The 16135-nt window shown below is 41.6% G+C and carries 16 protein-coding genes; 8 read left to right on the forward strand and 8 right to left on the reverse strand.

Annotated elements, in window-relative coordinates:
- Positions 1 to 22 precede the first annotated feature (22 nt).
- From tagF to F887_RS12300, 8 genes are all read left to right on the forward strand, one after another.
- Positions 23 to 982 (forward strand): type VI secretion system-associated protein TagF, encoded by a 960-nt coding sequence (gene tagF / locus F887_RS12335; protein ID WP_005292654.1) that lies wholly within the window; start codon positions 23 to 25, stop codon positions 980 to 982.
- Positions 979 to 1752: an OmpA family protein gene (locus F887_RS12330; RefSeq protein ID WP_005292656.1), complete on the forward strand. Its 774-nt coding sequence runs from the start codon at positions 979 to 981 to the stop codon at positions 1750 to 1752. The genes tagF and F887_RS12330 overlap by 4 nt, the downstream gene beginning before the upstream one ends.
- Positions 1753 to 1785: 33 nt before the next feature.
- Entirely contained in the window at positions 1786 to 2049 is a 264-nt protein-coding gene (locus F887_RS12325; protein WP_005190378.1) for a PAAR domain-containing protein, read from the forward strand.
- Between the two features lie 376 nt (positions 2050 to 2425).
- Entirely contained in the window at positions 2426 to 4681 is a 2256-nt protein-coding gene (locus F887_RS12320; RefSeq protein ID WP_005292658.1) for a TonB-dependent hemoglobin/transferrin/lactoferrin family receptor, read from the forward strand.
- Positions 4682 to 4749: 68 nt separating this feature from the next.
- Entirely contained in the window at positions 4750 to 5556 is an 807-nt protein-coding gene (locus F887_RS12315; protein ID WP_005292660.1) for a hypothetical protein, read from the forward strand.
- A 464-nt stretch (positions 5557 to 6020) separates the two neighbouring features.
- A complete protein-coding gene (gene modA / locus F887_RS12310) occupies positions 6021 to 6791 on the forward strand; it encodes a molybdate ABC transporter substrate-binding protein (protein ID WP_005292663.1) in 771 nt (256 codons plus the stop codon).
- 7 nt (positions 6792 to 6798) lie between these two features.
- Positions 6799 to 7491, forward strand: a complete 693-nt coding sequence (gene modB, locus F887_RS12305) for a molybdate ABC transporter permease subunit (protein ID WP_005292665.1) — start codon at positions 6799 to 6801, stop codon at positions 7489 to 7491.
- On the forward strand, positions 7488 to 8105 hold the full coding sequence (locus F887_RS12300) for an ATP-binding cassette domain-containing protein (protein ID WP_005292667.1): 618 nt from the start codon (positions 7488 to 7490) through the stop codon (positions 8103 to 8105). The genes modB and F887_RS12300 overlap by 4 nt, the downstream gene beginning before the upstream one ends.
- Positions 8106 to 8120: 15 nt before the next feature.
- On the opposite strand, the gene chrA is transcribed toward F887_RS12300, so the two are convergent.
- The 8 genes from chrA to F887_RS12260 all read right to left on the reverse strand — a co-directional run bounded on the left by chrA (position 8121) and on the right by F887_RS12260 (position 16119).
- Positions 8121 to 9464, reverse strand: a complete 1344-nt coding sequence (gene chrA, locus F887_RS12295; RefSeq protein ID WP_005292668.1) for a chromate efflux transporter — start codon at positions 9462 to 9464, stop codon at positions 8121 to 8123.
- 140 nt (positions 9465 to 9604) lie between these two features.
- The gene (locus F887_RS12290; RefSeq protein WP_005292671.1) at positions 9605 to 9889 is read right to left on the reverse strand and encodes a gamma-butyrobetaine hydroxylase-like domain-containing protein; all 285 of its coding nucleotides are present in this window, start codon (positions 9887 to 9889) and stop codon (positions 9605 to 9607) included.
- On the reverse strand, positions 9879 to 10871 hold the full coding sequence (locus F887_RS12285; protein WP_005292674.1) for a HEAT repeat domain-containing protein: 993 nt from the start codon (positions 10869 to 10871) through the stop codon (positions 9879 to 9881). The genes F887_RS12290 and F887_RS12285 overlap by 11 nt, the downstream gene beginning before the upstream one ends.
- A gap of 12 nt (positions 10872 to 10883) precedes the next feature.
- The gene (locus tag F887_RS12280) at positions 10884 to 11705 is read right to left on the reverse strand and encodes an ABC transporter ATP-binding protein (RefSeq protein ID WP_005292677.1); all 822 of its coding nucleotides are present in this window, start codon (positions 11703 to 11705) and stop codon (positions 10884 to 10886) included.
- Between the two features lies 1 nt (position 11706).
- Complete coding sequence (locus tag F887_RS12275) at positions 11707 to 12549, reverse strand: ABC transporter permease (RefSeq protein WP_005292681.1); 843 nt, start codon at positions 12547 to 12549, stop codon at positions 11707 to 11709.
- Positions 12550 to 12703: 154 nt separating this feature from the next.
- Positions 12704 to 14113, reverse strand: a complete 1410-nt coding sequence (locus F887_RS12270; protein ID WP_005292683.1) for an ABC transporter substrate-binding protein — start codon at positions 14111 to 14113, stop codon at positions 12704 to 12706.
- Between the two features lie 10 nt (positions 14114 to 14123).
- The gene (locus F887_RS12265; RefSeq protein ID WP_005292685.1) at positions 14124 to 14369 is read right to left on the reverse strand and encodes a 4Fe-4S dicluster domain-containing protein; all 246 of its coding nucleotides are present in this window, start codon (positions 14367 to 14369) and stop codon (positions 14124 to 14126) included.
- Positions 14370 to 14379: 10 nt separating this feature from the next.
- Positions 14380 to 16119, reverse strand: a complete 1740-nt coding sequence (locus F887_RS12260; protein ID WP_005292687.1) for a fumarate reductase/succinate dehydrogenase flavoprotein subunit — start codon at positions 16117 to 16119, stop codon at positions 14380 to 14382.
- Between the last annotated feature and the right edge of the window lie 16 nt (positions 16120 to 16135).

Here is a 16135-nt window from a genome sequence, read left to right on the forward strand (position 1 = left end):
CGGAACAGCAGGAGGTGCTTGGATGCAACAAGTAAAAACGACACCTTTATACTATGGGAAGTCACCCGCGCGAGGAGACTTTCTAAAATCCAAAGGACAATATGCGTTGATTCAGGTGCTTGATCAGTGGATTACTGAGGCACTGGAACATGCCATGCGCGCGCCTGACTTTAAGCAACGTTATGAGTCTTTACCTGCATTGGATTTCTTTATTGCCAATCCAGCTGAGTCGATGTTTTTGGCTGCAAATCTAATTGCCAGCCAAGACAGCTCAGGCCGAGCATTTCCGATGGTCTTAAGTCAATTGCTCGAAGTGGAACAGCCGTATCAAAACCTATTGTTGGCGCCGTTTTATTATAAATCGGTATTGGTTGATCTGTTCCAGAGAAATCGGGTGCTTCGTAGTATTCGTGATACCAATATCATGCTGGAAAAACTCAATAACCTACCTAATTTAGTACAGATATTCACGGCAACAGAATGTAATGGTTTCTATGAAAATCATACCATGCATTCTTTTGCACAATTGATGAAAATCAATGTCTATGAATTGGCACAGAGCATGATTGGGCTTGGATTGTTATTACAACCCATCTTAAAAAATGGCACCAGCCGTTTAAATAAAGTGTTGATTCTACCCATCAATAATCATATGTATTGTTATGAAATAGCGGCTTTCTGGGTTGGTATGATCGGGCGATTCTTAGGGATTAACAATACTGAGATTCTGATAGGTATTTTACATCGCGATGAGCCAATTTTATTCATCGGTTTTCAAGGTGCCGATATCATGGCACTCAGCGATATTTTTACTCAAAACATGCAGAGTGAGCATTGGGTGTCATTGATCCAAGCACAATGGATTGATGCTTATCTTGAGCAAAATGCAGGTCTTGCCACATTAGAACAATCACTTTGTCAGCGTCAGTTGAGCCTTAATCAGGGTTTAAAGCTGTTCAGACAAACTTTTTTAGATGAATGAATATGAGAAATAATCCGAAATCTATCTGGGCAAGTTTACTGTTTGGCTTATGTGTTTTAGGTCAAAGTCATCTTGCTAGCGCAGCACCAATCGTGGTGGAAGGTGTTGTTCCAAATGATGCGAGTAAGCAGGCAATCTTGGCTAAGATGCAGTCTGTCTATGGTGCAGATCAAGTGGTCGATAAAATTCAGGTTCGTCCAGTTTCAGCTCCGAATGGCTGGAGTGATTCTGTGACTCGTGTCATTACCCCAGATCTGAAAAAGATTTCACAAGGTCAGTTAAAGGTGAGAGGGACTCAGGTTGATTTAACTGGAAAAATGACTGATCCAAGTCAAATTCAACCGACTACAACCAGTTTTCAATCTTTGGTGCAGCAGCCTTATCGCTTTAACGCACAGCTGTCGGTAAATCAGGCTGAGCAAAAGATCATTGATGATGCATTAAAGAACCGAATCATTGAGTTTGAATCAGGTAGTGCCATTCTGACTGCGGCAGGACAACAGATACTGGATGAAATGGCTGTGGCTTTAAATAAGGTTGGTGGCAAGAAAGTCAAAATTATTGGCCATACCGATAGCTCTGGTGATGCCAATAAGAATACGGTATTAAGTCAGCAACGTGCTGCAGCGGTACAAAATTACTTAGTCAGTAAAAGTATTGCGGCTGATCGCTTAAGTACCGAAGGCAAAGGTTCAAGCCAGCCTGTTGCAGATAATACAACAGCAGATGGACGTCGTAAAAATCGTCGAATTGAGTTTGAAGTGCTTTAATGATTTAGGCACTTTTTGCGGAGAGATAGGATTATGGCAACACCTTATATTGTGATTGGTTGTCCTACAACTGGCGGTGGGCAGGTGATTACTGGAAATAGTAGTTTTTTGATTGAAGGCATCCCGATTGCCTGTGTCGGTGATAAGGCAACGTGTCCTAAGCATAAAACGGTTGCCACCATTATTGCCGGTGATCCGAATATGCAGGTGATGGGGAAAGCTGCTGCCAGAGTCAATGATGCATTGTCTTGTGGTTGTAAGCTGTTACCGAAGCAGAATTTAGCTGTGCGAGGCTAATGGTTTATTTTGCAGTGACAAAAGGTGATTGAGTTTGATCACCTTTTTTTATCTTTGAAAAATAATAAATTTTATCAATATAGTGATAGATCTTGTTAGTTAGAGCAATTTTTATCAAATAACTCAAGCTTAATATGAATCAATGAGTTCAATTCGGTCTCATCATTGTTCTAGCATAATTCTCTGCCTACTTTTACATCTTTTGGGTACGCATTTGGGATAAATTTGTTGTAAATAAAAATGCAATTGATTATGATTCGCATTTATTAAATCTGTGTATATTTGTAATTCTTACTTTCAATCACAATTTGGGGTGAGTGAATAAGTAAAAACATACAGTTTTAATGATTATCAATATCATTTAAAAGGCTCCCGTATGAATCGTAATCCTGTTGAGCTATATAGCCCAATCAAGTCCGATATGACTGTTTTAAAACCACGTTATTTGTCTGTATGTTTGGTTGCACTTATGGGTGCAGGGGTGAGTTCGGGGAGCTTTGCAGAAGAGAGTAAACAGGGAAAAGTATATACCTCATTATCAACAATTACGGTATATGCCGAACATGAAAATGAGTCACCCGTCTCTCGTACCAGCATTAATCGCGAAAATATGGATAAAACTGGCGTAACCGATATGGCCAGTATTGTGAAATATTTACCACTGGTCAACGCGCCATTTTCGGTTGCAGGTAGCGGAACGTTTTTTGATGGAACGGGCACAAGTAGCTATAACATTCGTGGTATTGATGCAAACCGAATTGGTTTAGATGTTGATGGGGTAGATCTTGCTGATGCAACAGTCAGTACTTATATTCCACCGAAAGGTATGGGCAAGCGTGGAGCAGGCCGAGATTATATTGAACCTGAAATGTTCAGTACAGTTGATATTGTCTCAGGTACAACAGATGTTTCAACCGATGGTATTGGTGGTCGAGTTTCTTTTAAAAACAAATCACCAGAAGATTACTTAGTCGATGGGAAGACAGTTGCAGGTACACTGAAAACGGGTTATAGCTCTGCTGATCAGGCTTGGTTAGGATCTGTTACAGGCGCAATTGGAAATGATGATCTAAAAGCATTGGTTGCTTATGCGCATCGTGATGGTCAAGAGATAAAACCGAATTCTAAAACTACTGCTTTTCCCGCAGATTGGACTTCTGATGCGGTTTTAACCCGTATCTTGTGGGCGTTATCAGATCAGCATCAATTGAATTTCATTGCGGATTATTATAAGAAAAAGTCTGATACCAAGGATATTGCAGCCAATTTATTTAGCAATTATAAAAGTGATGCGAAGCAGCACCAGGACATTGACCGTACACAATTCAGTATCCAACACATCTATAAGCCAAACGATTTCTTACTTTTTGATAAGTTGAATAGCAAAATCTGGTATCAAGAATCCAATAGCGATACCGATACTTCATTTATGAACAGTGCGACTGTTGCACGTGATTTTTCAACCACCTATAAAGAGAAAAATGTTGGCATCAAAATTGATGCAAGCAAAGCAATCAAAAATCATACCCTCAAATATGGTCTGACTACAGACCAGAAAGAATTCTCCAGTACCAAAGTCGATCTGCGTAATGGGGCACCACTTACGACGATCTACCAAGGTGCTTATTTATTAGACTCTGAATTGAAACGCTATTCAGCATTTGTGTCTGATGATATTCGTTTAGATGTTTTTGGGCGAAACCTAACTTTAACCCCATCGGTACGTTTAGAACGTCAAGAATTTAGACCAGACATTACCACTTATAATGATGTGCAGGCCAAAGACTTTAATTATGTCTCTCCAAGTTTTTCAGCAAGCTATCAGTTTAGTCCGACCAACTACAGCTATTTAAAATATTCAAAAGGGAATCGTATTCCTTCACCAACGGAAATGGGCGGGATTTATCAAACTACGCCAGGCAATCCAAGTTATATTGTGATTGGTAATTCCAACCTGAAAAAAGAAAGCAGTGATGCATTCGAGATTGGGTTGAGAAATACCTCGATTGATGGAATCAAGTTTGATATCACAGGGTTTTATACACAATATAAAGATTTTATCGATTACTACAATTACGGCATAACACCGCAATATCCAAATGGTTATTACCGAGCTGAAAACTTAGCCGATGCACAAATCTGGGGGGGAGAATTATCTACTCGCATCGATTTAGGCCAGTTCATTCCAAAATCAGATGGTTTTAGCCTTGCATTGGTTGCAGGAAAAACCAAAGGAACAGCAAAAAATAACAATGGTGCGAAGAGTGGCGTCAATTCAGTTCAACCAGAAAAAGGCAGCTTAACCTTTGCCTATGATGATCCTAATAAAGTATTTGGTTTAGGTATGACCGCAACTGCTGTAGGTGACAGAGTCGCAACACGAGATGTAAGTTCTTTTCAAGAAAATACGCAATACCAACACGTGGCAGGTTATGCCGTATTTGATTTATCCGCTTATTGGAATGTCACTAAGTTTGCCAAACTCAATGTTGCTTTTAATAACATCTTTGACAAAACCTATTGGGACTATGCAGCTGTAGGAACAATTAACGGTACCAATCAGGCTAGTCTAATTGATCGTGCGGCTGAGCCAGGTCGTAATGTTGTCGCAAGTATCGAATTTAAATATTAATTTTATTTTAGTAGCAAGATAGAAAAAAGTTTTCGATCTAGCAAATGTTTACATTTAAGGAAATGAACATGAAAAAATTGGCTTTAATGATTGCAGGTTTAACTGCAATGGCGACTTCTGTGACCTCTGCTGCGGAAACGGTTGATCAGTCAAGTGCGTATCAACAAGCTTATGCATTGTATGTGCTTTATCATCCAAATAATAAAGAGCAGAGCAGTTCGGCTTTATTAAAGCAGTATACTCAAGACTATGCGGCATTATTCAAAAACAATAAAAAAGTCAATCAACAGCAGTTTGTACAATATGAACAAACACGCTTAGAGCCATTATTAAAACAACGCCGTGACATGTCTGAGAAGCAGGCACATGTACGCTATGGCATTTTGGACAATAATAAAGATCAGAAGCTCACTTTAAAAGAGTTTCAGGAAACAGGCTTAAAAACATTTAATGAATTCGATAAAAATCAGGATGGTTTAATTAACGGGGAAGATGCAAAACTATCTGAAAATAGTACGGCAACTCATGATGGCTTCCGTGTCAAACTTCCAATCTCGATGCCAATGCCAAGTAATATCAATGAGTTCATCACACAATATGGTCAAGGAAAGGCATATGTGACACTCGGTGATTATTTGACTGCGCGAGATAAAAAATTCTTTGAAACCGATGCCAATGGCGACCATATTGTGACTGAAAAAGAATATGTTGATGAGTTTATGGGGCGCTTTGATCGTAATATTGCATCTGGCAAAATTAAGATGCAGGAAATGGCTGCACAGCAATTCCAAGCAATCAGCGAAGGTAAATCTACGATCCAAAGCAGCGATATTCAAAAGTTTGTAAAGAAGATTGATCAAGCCATTAGTCAATAAATCTTGATTTGAATTTTGAATGCCAGCAAAGAAAACAGTCTTTTGAGGTGGCACATCTTTTGCTAAAACAAAAATAAGATCGCTTTACTAGCTATCGCTGAGTAATAGACAAAGGCGTCTATTCAGCATCATTCAGTTGGTGTTTGAGTAGGCGCTTTTTTATTTTGGGAAACCTGATAAGGTCAAACGCTATATTTTTCGATAAATAACGATTGATGAAGAGCATATTTGATCTAGATGATGTGGAGTAACACTCATTCTAAAAACGTATGAAGTAGTGCACCGAATTGGTGTGAAAATGATTTTTGCACTAAATGTTAGTCATCAAAGATCAAAAGATGCTCATTGAATCCATGTAAACAGATGATTTATTAAAGATGAATAGACTGGCGTATTGTTATTTTTAGTGTATCTTTATTAAGCGATATATTTTTAAAAACATATCGAAATTTGAGGACAGAATAATGTCAATAATGATGAAAAAAGCCTATCAATGCTGCACAGTTTTAGCAGCCAGTTTATGTATTCATACGTATGCATTTGCGGGGGATGCCATTACGGTTTATGCCGCTGCCAGCTTAACCAATGCAGTGAATGAACTCGATACACTCTATGAACAGAAAAATAAAACTGAGGTCAAAACCTCGTATGCAGGTTCTTCTACCTTAGCCAAACAAATAGAAGCGGGTGCACCCGCTGACGTGTTTATGTCGGCAGATGTGCAATGGATGGATTATCTACAAAGTAAACAGTTGGTTACGCCAACCGATCGCATTAATTTATTAGGCAATCGTTTAGTGGTAATTACACCTAAGGATCGTCCAATTCAATTAAAAATGGATAAAAACTTTGATCCAGCCAAGGCGATTCAAGGCAAGCTGTGTACTGGGGATACTAAGAGTGTGCCAGTCGGAAAATATGCAAAACAGGCTTTAACCTCACTGGGTTGGTGGGACAAAGTTGAATCAAAACTGGTTGAAACTGAAGATGTCCGCGCCGCATTAAACTTTGTCGCTCGTGGTGAATGTCAGGTTGGGATTGTTTATGCGACAGATGCTGCAATCAATAAAGATGTGGTCGTAGCGGGTATTTTCCCTGAAAATACGCATCCACCGATTATTTCCCCTGTTGGCCTCACCAAGAAAAATGCCGATTCAATCAAGTTTTATAAATTTCTACAAAGTGGGCAGGCAAAAACCGTGTTTAAAAAATATGGTTTTACTGTGTTGAAGTAACTGAACGATGATCCTAAGTCCTGAAGAAATCGAAGTTCTCAAGCTGTCATGCAAAGTGGCAGCAACCTGTTTGGCATTTAGCTTAATCCCAGCGACGTTGGTCGCTTGGGTTTTGGCTCGAAAAGAGTTTTGGGGAAAATCACTCTTTGAGACTTTGGTATTTTTACCGTTGGTCTTGCCGCCTGTTGTTCCAGGGTATTTATTACTCCAACTGTTTGGTAATCGTGGGTTATTGGGTCAGTATCTTGCGCCGCTTGGTTTAGAGTTTGCCTTTAATTGGAAAGGAGCTGTATTGGCCTCTGCTGTGATGGGATTCCCTTTGTTAGTGCAATCGATTCGACTGGCCATTGAGTTGGTCGATCAACGTTTGGAAATGGCTGCAAAGACTTTGGGCGCTTCCTCCTTTGGGGCGTTTATGCAAGTGACTCTACCACTCGCTAGTAGTGGGATTTTGGTGGGTGGGATTTTATGTTTTTGCCGAAGTTTAGGGGAGTTCGGGGCAACCATTACTTTCGTGGGTAATATTGCCAGTGAAACACGAACCCTACCTTTGGCAATGTATAGCTTGATGCAGCAACCTGATACCGAAGCAGCGGTATGGCGATTGATTATCCTATCCTTGTCTGTGGCTTTCTTTGCACTATGGTTTGCGCAGTGGTTCAATCGTTATCAAAAAAACAAGCGTGGGTATTCAGCATGATTGATTGTCATATACAGTTGCAACAAGGGCAATTTTGTCTGGATCAACGCTTTCAATCTGATCAGCCTGTGATTGGTTTATTTGGTGCGTCTGGCTCAGGCAAAACCACGATTTTACATAGCATAGCAGGTTTAATTCGACCACAAGCCGGCTGGATTAAAATCCAAAATCAGACTTGGTTTAATCAGGCAGAGAATATTCATCTCAGTATACAACAGCGTCGAGTAGGCTTGGTCTTTCAGGATGCACAGCTGTTCCCACATAAAAATGTTAAACAGAATTTACTGTTTGGTTTTAAGCATATTGCACCACAGCAACGTCAATTTGAACCGGACTATATCATTGAGCTGCTCAAATTGGGACATTTGACTGAACGTATGCCGATTAAGTTGTCTGGAGGAGAAAAACAACGGGTGGCTTTGGGACGTGCCTTGTTGTACTCACCACAATTGCTGCTTTTAGATGAACCACTTTCTGCGTTGGACACGGCACATAAAGCAGAGATTATTCCTTTTTTCCAACGTATTAAGCAGGAGATCAAGATTCCAATGCTGTATGTGAGTCATGATCATTCAGAGATAGAACAACTCACGGATGAAATCTGGTATTTATAAATGAATAACAGCAGTTTAAGCACCGATATATAAGATGAGGCCACAAAAGGCTGAAGCAAAAATCACATACAATACGTTGAGCTGAAATTTAAATAAGGCAATCAGCGCACCTATTGTAATCAAGGCTGCTTCGTAATTAAAAGCATGATCAAAACCCTTTGGCCACAACACATGATAACTAAAGAACAAAGCCAGATTTAAAATAACACCGACCACTGCCGCAGTAATTGCAGTGAGTGGTGCAGTAAATTTCAGTTCATTATGTGTGGACTCAATCATTGGTGCACCCGCTAAAATAAATACAAAGGAAAATAAAAAGGTAAACCAAGTGACAATCACCGCACCAATTGCCCCTGCTAAAAATAGCTGATCAGCGCCCAATAATGCATGGTTATAAGCTCCCAAAAAGCCCACGAAAGCAACTACCATAATTAATGGACCTGGGGTACTTTCACCGAGTGCCAAGCCATCAATCATTTGGGTAGGGCGGAGCCAAGCATAATGATTGACTGCACCTTGGTAGACATAAGGCAAAACTGCATAAGCACCACCAAAGGTCAGTAAGGCAGCTTTGGTAAAGAACCATGCCATTTGCGTATAGCTATGTTGCCAACCGAGGCTTAGGGTTAAAAGCGTGATTGGAATCAACCAGAGCAAGGCTGCAATGACCACGATTTTAATCAGGTTTGTCCAACGAAAAATTGCATGGGCAGGCGTAGGCGTATCATCATCAATCAATGCCGTGCCATAATTTTTTTGGTTATTTTGATGCGCAGCTTGATGGGTAAATAAATCTGGTTTTTTCTTGCTCAGTAAATATCCCGTAAGCGCGGCAGCAAATACGATCAAAGGGAAAGGAACATTAAAAACAAAGATAGCAATAAAGGCTGCTGCTGCAATTAACCAAAGAAATGAATTTTTGAGCGTTCGGCTACCTATACGATAGGTTGCATGGAATACAATGGCTGTGACCGCTGGTTTGATCCCATAAAACAGTCCTGCAATGATGGAGACATCTCCAAATTTCACGTAAATCCATGACAGCGCAATTAAAATAAATAAAGAGGGCAGCACAAATAGAATCCCTGCAATTAAACCACCCTTGGTTCGATGCATGAGCCAGCCAATATAAGTCGCGAGTTGTTGTGCTTCGGGACCTGGAAGTAGCATGCAGTAATTCAGTGCATGTAAGAATCTTTTCTCAGAAATCCAGCGTTTTTGTTCCACTAGTTCCTGATGCATCACTGCAATTTGACCGGCAGGGCCACCAAAGCTAATAAAGCCTAATTTCAGCCAGAACAGAAAAGCTTGCCAGAAAGGAACTGATTGAATTGGGGGCGTTATATCAGATTGTGGCATGGTGGTTTCCAAAGCGTTTTATTTTTATCGTTGTATCATAGGGGATGATTACAATTGAGCTTAGCTAATTTAGTGGCTTAATAATTCAAAATGATGAAAACATGCGATGTATAGTTCGATTTCATCATTTTGAAAGTTTTTTAACCATTTAATTCTTTTAAAAAAGCCCAAGGGAAAATCCCTTTATCATGTCCATCATCAAAACAAATTTGAATCCCGTAACCTTGGGAATAGATGGCTGAGATTGCAACATGATCTGGATAATGAACATCTTGTTGTCGTAGACGTTTAGCTCGACAAAAACCGCAAGGACAGCTAGCTCTGAGCTGAGCATGGCTAAAGTCCTTTTGCGTACCGTCATCCCACATCAGAAACAGGCGTTGTTGCTCGGTATCAACTTTGAGCTGATTGGGTTCAAGCGGCATAAAGTTTCTCCTGAATCAGCGCCAGTCCAATACGAATCGATTTACGGACTTCTGGATCAGGGTCTTCCGCATGCTGTAATAAAATATTTTGAGCTGATTCCCCACCAATTTCACCTAAGGCAATGGCAACTTCTTTGCGTAAGTTGCTGATGTCATGCTGGAAATTTTCTTGTAGTTTTACAATTGCCGCTTTGGATTTGATTAAACCTAAACTGCGAGTAACCGCAATTCGAACTTGCCAATAAGCATCATCCAGTTGCTGCAAAAGAGGTAGTTCTAGTTCAATGGCTTTTAATTTACCGATGGTCAAGGCGGCTTCGACACGAAGTTGCCATGCCTCGGCTGTGAGAGAACTGTGTAAGGCAGATAAAATTTCGGGTGTTAAAGCTTGGCTAGCCGCTAAAGCACCTGTCGCGATACGACGAATTTCTGTATCAACATCATGCTGTGCGATCTGTGCCAGTGTTGTCAAGCCTTCCTGTTTCTGCAACCAACTTAGGGTGCTCACAGCTTCTTTACGTACGAGGGGATTGGCATGTTGAACATGCTTATGGATGGCACCAAATAATGGTTCAGCGCGCAACTCTTTAAGTGCTCTTAAGATGGAGGCAATCACAAAGTCATCGTGATGCTGCAAGTAGCTTGCCAGATGATCAGCAGATTCAGTATGTTTAATCTCACTAAGACTTTGTGCTGCAGCGATACGCACATTTTCATGTTGATCATCTAAAGCTTGAGCCAATGTATGTAAAGAAGTTGCATCCTCCCAACCTTCTAAACGGGTGGCAGCTCGCTCGCGTACTTTGCTTGCGGGATCATGTAAAACAGCATGCTGCAACCAAGGCAATAATTCTGTTTGTTCCTCATCGGCAATATTCATAATTGCGACAAAGCGGATATTTTCGTCGTCCTGATTCAGTTGACGGAGATAATCAGCATAATCCTCATCAATCTCCGCAAGGATTGGGTAATTTAGACTCATATTTTATTATTCCTAAACAGCGACTTTCTGATTTAAACCGAGTGGATTCAATCGACTCAGTTCAGCTTGGGTGGCGTGTTTTAATACTTGAATGCAATGTTTTTTAATTTGGGTAAATTCAGTCGAAGTGACCAGATCAACATGTCTTGGGCGAGGGAAATCCAGTTTGATTTCTTCAATAATACGTCCTGGGCGATGGCTCATGATCAAGACCCGATCTGCCAGAAATAAAGCTTCATCAATATCGTGGGTAATGAATAGCACTGAAGTTTGAATACTTTGCCAGATTTCAAGCAGCAGTTCCTGCATCTTTAAACGGGTTTGGGCATCCAGTGCACCAAAAGGCTCATCCATCAGCAATACACGAGGTTGATTGATCAGCACGCGTGCAATTTCAACCCGTTGTTGCATTCCACCTGACAATTCAGCGGGATATTTATGTTCAAAACCTTTTAAGCCGACCAGTTCAATCATTTGCTGGGCTTGAACTAAGCGTTGTGCTTTAGAGAAGCCTTTCATTTTTAAGCCAAAGCAAACATTCTCTAGCACACTTTTCCATGGAAATAGGGTGTGCTGCTGAAACACTAAACCACGGTCAGATGAGGGTTTCTGAATGGCTTTTTGATCCAGCAACATGGTGCCTGAGCTAATTGGCAAATGGCCTGCCAGTGCGCCAAGCAGTGTTGATTTGCCACAACCAGAAGGTCCGAGCAAACAGACAAATTCACCTGCTTGAATATCAAAAGAGACATGATCTAAGGCCTGAAAACGTTGTTTGTCTTGCCCAAGGTGCAGATTGATATTGTGTAAATGGATATGACCGTACTGACTCATATTATGCCTTCCTTAACTGATACCAAGGGGTAAGTTTTTTACCGAGATAGCGCAGAAAAGCACTGCTGAACATGCCTAGTGCCCCGATCAATAACATGCCTACAATAATGTCGGCATAGTTTTGCAAGGTGAAGGATTCCCAAGTGAAATAGCCAATGCCTAACTGACCAGAGATCATTTCAGCCGTTACCAGACAGAACCAGCAAGTCCCCATGCCAATGGCTAAACCAGTGGTAATACTCGGTAAAGAACCTGGAATAATCACTTCGCGTAAAATAGCAAACTGGCCTGCACCTAGACTTTTTGCAGATGCAATCAGGCGTTGGTCAACAGCCTCAACACCATGAATGGTATTGAGCAAGATTGGAAATAGCGCGCCTAAAAAAGTAATGAAAATCATCGATGCTTCTGAGGAGGGGAACATCAAAATGGCTAAGGGAATCCATGCCACCGCAGGAATCGGGCGCAAGATTTCTAGGGGGGGCATAAACAGGGCCGCCAGCATTTTGGAATAACCAATCAATAATCCTAAAACCACGCCGATCACTGATGCGAGTAAAAAACCAATCAGAACGCGAGTAATACTGGCTTTGACATGGGCGAGTGCGGTATCAAGTTCAGCAAAAGCGAGCAACGATTGAATAACATCTCGTGGCGAAGGTACATTGGCGAAGTTGATCAGTCCTAAATTTAAATGGTACTGCGAGGCCAATTGCCAAAACATAAGACTGAGTAGCAGTGATATCACACTTAATAAATACGAAATCACACGACTTTTTGAAAATATAAACACAGGGCGGATTGCCTTGGGGGAGATGACTTGGGTGTCCGCTAAACTATTCACTTTGTTTTCTCCTGAATTTCTTAAAATTAACCTCTCCCTAACCCTCTCCTAAAGAAGAGGGAACGCCGCGAAATAATGAAGTCTTTAAATTCGTGGCCTTGCGAAGCTCCGCTTCTCACCCTTTGAAAAGGCGGATTTAGGGGGGATGTTCAGATTACTTCACCAGCTTTTGTGCATTATTAAAATCATAGACTTTGCCACCATTTGCTTTGGCCCAATTGTTGGCATCTCCACGCAGTAAGAATGCACTGATCTGACTGTTTTTATCGGTGGCATACCAAGCTAGATTCGCGAGTAATTTGATTTTTAAATTACGGTCTTGGTTGTACACCACGCGGATATTTTTACCATTTTTCTTTAATTTATTTAAATCTGCGAAGGCAGTTTCAGGTGTGGCATAACTACGCACCTTGGCTTCACCTTTCACCCAAATCTGTGTAACCCGATCAAAACTCTGAATTGGTTTTTGAGTCAGGGCATCTTTGGCAATAAGAGGAGACTGAGCATAGTTTTTCAGTTGTTGTGTATAATTCAGTCCTGCACTTTGAAACGCTTTTTTGATGTATTGATCGTCAATGAATTGATTTACATTGATATCAACATCATCTCGTCCCAGATATTTCAAAGTATCGACCGCAGTTTGAGTAGCTTGTTTATATTCAGGTTTCCACGTCAGGTCACGGGTTTGTACGCCAAGTGGTCCATGGAACAAATACACGACTTCGGCAGGAATCCCTGTTTTGGCTGCAATCAGTTCACTATATTTTTCAGGTTCTTTACGAATCAGTTGATCGGCTTCAATCGTCGCGCGCAAATAGGCCTGAATAATTTCAGGATATTGTTGTGCATAGGATTTATTGGCTAAAGAACCGTGGAAGGTTGGGGTTTTAGCCTGTGCACCGTCATAGATTTTTCGGGCAAAACCTTGGTAAGGAAATAATTCTGCAAAAGGGACGAAGTCAGCATGCGCATCAATTTTATTACTTTTCAGCGCTGGGCCTGCCACTTCAGGGGCTTGGGCAATAATTTTGACATCCTTTTTCGGATCCCAACCTTGTGCAGCAATGGCACGCAGTAACAGACCATGCGAGGTCGAGGCAAAAGGCACTGAAATGGTTTTACCTTTTAATTCCTGAATTGAGCTAACCTCTGATTGCAATGGAACTACAATACCATTACCACTTCCAGTGGTACTGCCAGAGAGCACACTCAGGAAAATACTTTCTTTATTTGTCTTTTTAAAAGCGACATTATTATTAACCGCAGGGAAGTCTGCCATGGCGCCAATATCTAAACGACCAGCCACCATTTCACTGGTCAATGGTGCGCCAGAAGTAAAGTTTTTCCAGACAATATCGTATTTAGCATCTTTATATTTGCCAGTTTTGGGTAAATATTTAGGTAATAAATTTAATTCGCGAATCAGTAAGCCACCTGTGGCACAGTTGATGGTCGTGTCTTGAGTACCAATCGCAATACGAATATTTTCTGCCTGTGCTGAGCTGAATACCGACAGGAAGCTACCGCCCAGAATTAGGCTTTTGGCCAAGTTGTTGAATCTCATGTTGTTCCCCTCATTTAAGTAAATATGGAATGTTGACCTGAATGGCATCGGTCGGGCAGTCCTTCTCGCATGGCATGCAATACCAACATTCATCAAACTGCATATAGGCTTTGTTGCTGGTCGGATGAATCGCCAATAAGTCCATTGGACAAACATCGACACAGACGGTACAGCCTTTGTCGGCAATACATTTGTCTTCATCCACCAACACGGGTGCAGCAGTGCGGTGGGAAATTTCTTTAAAAATAAACGCCATGTGATGTTCCTTATTCGACTGCTTCAGCGACTAATTTCTTTTGGATTCGCAATAAGTTGTAAGCATTGGCTTCATCTTCCTCGATCGGAATGAAATAAGGCTCAACCGCTTTTTTAAAGCTAACCATATTGCCGTGCTGATCTTTTTTCAGATGGGCATGACAGAACCAGTCCCGATCATTTTTTTCTGGGCAATCTGCGCGATAGTGATACAGGCCCCAACGACTTTCTTCACGAAATAACGAAGCACGTGCCGCCATTTCGGCACAGTCCCGAATTACAGCGACTTCAGCAACGCGCATCAATTCATGTGGATGGCTGGCATTGATCTGCGCAATATCAGTTTTAATTTCTTCGAAGCGCTTTAGCGCTATTTCAATTTTTTGTCGGGTTTTAGGAGGTTGTAAATAATCGTTGACCATACGGCGTAACTTGTATTCCACTTGTTCCGATGACAAACCTTCTGGACGGTGTAAGGGCGCAAAAATACGGGCTTTTTCGGCCTCTATTTCATCAGCATTCAGTTCTGAGTCGGCCTGTTCTACAACATATTCAGCGGAGTTGACCCCAGCAAACCAGCCATAGGTAAAGGCGCCCAACATATAGTTATGTGGAACGGCTGCCATATCGCCTGCGCTATATAAACCCTTGACGGAGGTTTCTGCTTTTTCATTGACCCATACCCCAGATGCACTGTGGCCACTACAGAAACCAATTTCTGAAATCTGCATTTCCACCATATCTTGGCGGTAATCTGTGCCACGTCCTTCATGGAAACGGCCGCGGCTTGGACGTTCATTGGTATGTAGAATCTCTTCAATGGTTTGAATGGTTTCTTCCGCCAAATGATCCATTTTCAGGAACACTGGGCCATTGCCACTTTGCAGCTCCTGATAAAATTCCCACATCATTTGGCCTGACCAGTAGTCGCACTCAATAAAGCGTTCACCTTTGCTGTTGGCGGTATAACCACCCAAAGGACCTGTCACATAAGCACAGGCAGGGCCGTTATAATCTTTAATCAGTGGATTGATCTGGAAACATTCCAGATTTGAAAGCTCAGCACCTGCGTGGTAAGCCATGGCATAGCCATCACCCGCATTGGTTGGGTTTTCATACGTTCCCATGAGATAGCCAGATGCAGGCAAGCCCAGACGTCCAGCGGCCCCACAACATAAAATCGCAGCCTTGGTTTTGATCACATAGAAGTCACCATTGCGACAGTCAAAACCCAGTACGCCGTTGATGGCACCTTCTGCATTTTTCAGCAGACGAGTGGTGACGATGCGGTTATTAATTTTGACCTGAGCACGTTTCAGTTGGCGATACAGAACTTTTTTAATGTCATGACCTTCAGGCATTGGCAGCACATAAGCACCCATGTGATGGACCTTTTTGACCGCATATTCACCCGTTTCATCCTTTTCAAATTTTACTCCCCATTGATCCAGCTGTTGAAGGGTGGTGAAACTATGTTTGGCATAGGCATAGACCGTGGCTTGGTTAACAATGCCATCATTGGCAATGGTAATTTCCTTGGTATATTGCTCAGGCGTGGCATAGCCTGGAATCACGGCATTATTCAGGCCGTCCATGCCCATTGAAATTGCGCCGCTGCGTTTCACATTGGCTTTTTCAATCAATAAAACTCTCAGGTTGGGGTTGGCTGTTTTGGCTTTGATGGCTGCCATTGGGCCAGCCGTCCCCCCACCGATGACGACAATGTCATAGTCCAGTGTAATCGTATTCATGTTGTGCCTTTTTGAG

Source organism: Acinetobacter sp. NIPH 2100, assembly GCF_000369805.1.
In the GTDB taxonomy this organism is placed as follows: Bacteria; Pseudomonadota; Gammaproteobacteria; order Pseudomonadales; family Moraxellaceae; genus Acinetobacter.